This window comes from Bacillus sp. AFS001701 (genome assembly GCF_002559405.1).
Taxonomy (GTDB): Bacteria; Bacillota; Bacilli; order Bacillales; family Bacillaceae_G; genus Gottfriedia.
In genome coordinates this window covers 1-3,859 of the sequence record NZ_NTZO01000476.1, presented here as the reverse complement: position 1 = coordinate 3,859, position 3,859 = coordinate 1, and the positions used below count along the sequence as shown (strand labels likewise).

Genomic DNA, 3,859 nt, shown 5'->3' with positions numbered 1-3,859 from the left:
AGCAATATAACGATGTAATAAATTTAAATTATCATTTACAGTAGAAACTAATTGATCATAAACAATTTCAGGAATTTCGTTATTACTTAATGCTGCATGACGAGCATTATCATATTTTCTAACTTTTGCTTTGAAATTATCTTTTTTTACAGCACCACTTAACGTACTTGCAAAAGTGTTTTTATACGCATCATACGTATGATAAACTGCTTCAAAAGCATCTTTTCGAACGCGACGATCTGCACTTTCTAAATAGTGAATATAACGACCATGTGTGATTTCTACTTCTTCACCATTCTCGTCTTCAATCGTCGGAAATTTTAAATCCGCATTATTTAACATTCCAAACGTATTACTAGAAGAAGATAACACTTCAGAAGCTTGTGCCATAATTTCCTCTTCAGCCGCTGAAAGAACATGTGGTTTTTGCTTTAAAATTTCTTCTAAAGAGTGCTCGTACAATTTCAGTTCATTATTTTCTTCAATAAATTTTTTCAATGTATCTTCTGAAATTGTTAATAATTCAGGTACGAAGTATGACATTGCACTTCCTGCTTTAGTGTATAGATTTTTCGCACGATCATCTAAAGCTTGATATGTAGAATTTGTTGTATCTTGATCGTAACGCATATGAGAGTATGTATACAATTTACCTAATAAAAACGAAATTTCATCTTGTTTTTTCAATGCATTTAAAAGTGTTTGAGATGACTCACCTAATTTACCTTTAAACTCTGAAAACGATGGGATTAATTCAAGTACCTTTTTATACTCTGCTTCCCATTTTGCATCTGTTTCATAAATATCTTCCAACTTCCAAGTTAATTCTTCTTGAACTTCACTTCTAGTTGGTAACTTTTTAACAGCTTTTTGTTCTAGCATGTCTGATCCCCCTAAAATTATTATTAGTATTAATAACATTCCGGTGTCTGATATTAATAATCATTTGAATCAGTTCTTGCATTAAACAACAAATCAAATGCTGTATTAGTGCTCAGACAGTCTTCATCCAATGCTTGTTGGAATGATAATGGAATAATAGCATTAGCTATCTTCATTATTTTACCATTTTTAACACGTTTTACGATTCTAATTTTTACTAAAAAGTCAATATACTTTTCTACACATTTCTCCAAATTATCAATATCATTATCTTGAAATTGATTAACTCTCCATTTACCATTCTGTACTTCCATTTTTACAGACTGAATTATTTTATCGATAAAGATCAGTTGTCCAATTTCTACTTCATGAAAAAATTTAAAATAGATTAGCCCTTGCCAAAAGATACAATGTTCTTTAATTATGCAGTTACTTTCTAAAGGAACTCCAATTACTGCCGGAAAATAATTAATATTTGCATTATATAAATACTGTTTAAAAACCATTAAATTACCTTTAGTATGCAAATGTTGATATAGTCTAAAATCCTTTTTTAAACGATTCCATTTAGCTACAAATACATTTTTATCAATTCTATTTGGAGATAAAAATACCTTAAGACTGAATTTATTTATTGGAAATACGTCCTTTTGACCAATATATTGAACTGGAGAAAATGCTATTAATGAGGAAAGCACTGTAAATGATTGTAATGTAGGATTATAGAAGAGAAGTGAAAAAACGTTAATTCTAACAAGTGAATAAATAGAGAGGGAATTAATGTAGAAAGATGACCATCTTTTTTGATTTAATAGTTTGTCATTTAGGATCCACAAAACTTTCATTCCACTATCTTTAAAAGAGTTTGTCCTCCTTATCATTATTTCTAAAGGAATAACCGAACATTGATATTCAACACACATTTGAAGAGTATTTAATTTAATAAATAAATCAGGTCTTTGATTTAATTCAGGTATATATTTTTCAACCTCAACATTTACATTAAACTTTTTAAAAAATTTGTACAAAGCAAACTTCCCTTTATAATGCTCAATACCCTCTTTCTTCTCATTTTCACATTCAGTCAAATCTAAATGAGCAAAATGAGTTACCCGCTTTACTCCAATTTTGAGCCTCACTTCCTTTTTACAAATCGGGCAAAAGTATGGTCCGTTTTGCTTTAATCTTAATAATTCCTCTGTCGTTTTAACTTCAAATAAATTAATAGTATGCCGTTTTGTATTTAATGCGACGATCATCTTTACTACCTCCTTTCCAAATTACTTCACTATACCTTTCGTATTTTCCTTCAAAAAAATTAAAAACGATTTTTCAAATAAAAAACCTACCAAATTAATTTTTCTATTTGGTAGGTGACTATGAAATATTATTAAAAATGTTCTATCAATGTTCTATCAATACGATAGAACTCATTATAAAAGTGGTGCCATTAATCTTGATAATGATTCAAATATCCTTTTATAAATAGGTCTCTTTTTAAAATCATTAAAAATAATTGCTTCAGAATCATGAATATCATTATTAAAATCATTAACTAAGTGATTAATACTTTCCTCTAAATATAAAAATGCAGTGACTTCAAAGTTTAAACGGAAACTTCTCATATCCATATTTGCCGTTCCAACAGATGCGATTTCATCATCTACAATTAATATTTTACTGTGTAAGAATCCTTGTCTATATTCATAGATTTCGACTCCAGCTTCTAATAACTCTGGAAAATATGAACGCGAGGCATAAAATACGATTTTTTTATCGGGACGATCAGGCATTAGAATTTTTACTTTGACTCCACCATTTGCTGCAACTTTAAGAGCAGTTAAAATATCTTCATCAGGAACAAAATATGGTGAAGCAATGTAGATACTTTTCCTAGCACTTGTAATCATCGCAAAAAATAACTCTTTTATCACTTCATGCTTTCGGTCTGGACCACCAGAAACAAGTTGAATTGCTCCTTTTGAAGAATAACTACTAGCATTAATGTCAAAGTACTCTTTGTCATCAATTAGCTCATTCGTCATATAATACCAATCTTGCAAGAATATGAATTGTAGTGTTCGTACACCTTCTCCATTAAGGTATAGATGGGTATCTCGCCACTTTCCAAAATAATGGTCTTTACCTAAATACTCATCTCCAATATTTAAGCCGCCAACAAATCCTACATTCGAATCTATGACGATAATTTTCCGATGGTTTCGGTAATTTATCGTATCGTTTAAAACTGGAATTTTAACTGGAGAAAACGGTAGTATTTCTACACCAGCTTTTCGTAAGTCTTTTACAAAATTTCTTGATAATTTCCAACTACCTACAGCGTCATAGAGAAATCGTACCTTTACACCATTTAGTGCCTTTTCAATTAGAATATCTTTTAGTTGATTACCAATCTCATCATTTCTTACGATATAGAATTCGATATGAATATGATGCTTTGCTTTTTTTAGTTCCTCAATTATTTTTGGAAAGGTTTCACTTCCGTTTGTAAGAACTTTTGTAAAAGTATTCATCGTGACTGGTGTATTACTCTGTTTAGCTGCGATATTTATTAGATACTCTAATCTTTGATTTTGCGCTATAAATTCTTTCACTTCTATATCTTCTGATTCACTAATTAAACCATTTGCATTTTGATCATTAATTGCTTTTTTTCGATAGACCATTTTCTTTTTGTAATTTTGTCCAAAAATTAAATAAAAAACAAAACCGAATAACGGGAAAATAGCTAAAAGAATGATCCATGTTAAAGTTCTAGCAGGATTTCTATTTTCTAGGAAAATAATAATCGATACACCTATAGCCGTTATCGAGAACATTATACTTATTAATCTAAAAATAGTAGATTTTTCAAAAAATGCAAAATTCATTAACCAAATGAATTTAATAGTTGGAGAAGCAAAGTATAAAATGCATACAACAATTGTTAAAAATATTAAAATCTTTAATCGAAATT

General features: G+C 29.4%; 3 protein-coding genes. All 3 read right to left on the bottom strand.

The genetic code is table 11. From position 1 onward, the window contains the following. Positions 1 to 882, bottom strand: an 882-nt coding sequence (locus CN514_RS21330; protein ID WP_141529462.1) for a M3 family oligoendopeptidase, incomplete at its 3' end; no start/stop codon positions are given. 53 nt (positions 883 to 935) lie between these two features. Continuing rightward, positions 936 to 2,141, bottom strand: a complete 1,206-nt coding sequence (locus CN514_RS21325) for a competence protein CoiA (RefSeq protein ID WP_098234302.1) — start codon at positions 2,139 to 2,141, stop codon at positions 936 to 938. Positions 2,142 to 2,315: 174 nt separating this feature from the next. Then, positions 2,316 to 3,845, bottom strand: coding sequence for a cardiolipin synthase (gene cls / locus CN514_RS21320; protein ID WP_483295027.1), 1,530 nt, complete (start codon positions 3,843 to 3,845; stop codon positions 2,316 to 2,318). Positions 3,846 to 3,859 lie beyond the last annotated feature (14 nt).